The 223-nt window shown below is 44.8% G+C and carries 1 protein-coding gene; it reads right to left on the reverse strand.

Features of this window, described 5'->3' with window-relative positions; genetic code table 11:
• Positions 1-223 (reverse strand): contractile injection system protein, VgrG/Pvc8 family (locus D7V20_RS19725; RefSeq protein WP_213072529.1); only part of this gene is annotated, 223 nt, incomplete at both ends.

Consider the following 223-nt stretch of genomic DNA (forward strand, 5'->3'; position numbering starts at 1 on the left):
TATTTGCATAGTGCGGTTGGGTCTTCAACCGTAAGACGGTAGATGGTGAGTGCGCCATCACTTGCGCCAATTTCAGCTTGGGTCACAATGCCTGAAATGCGTGTTAGTTCTGAGTGATCTGTGACGATGTCAATAGCGGCTTGACTAGCAATGAATTGTTTTAAAGGAATTTGCTCATCGGTCGATAGGCAGATGAGTTGTAGTTGTATGCCTGTATTGAGAT

Source organism: Acinetobacter rongchengensis (assembly GCF_003611475.1).
Classification (GTDB): domain Bacteria; phylum Pseudomonadota; class Gammaproteobacteria; order Pseudomonadales; family Moraxellaceae; genus Acinetobacter; species Acinetobacter rongchengensis.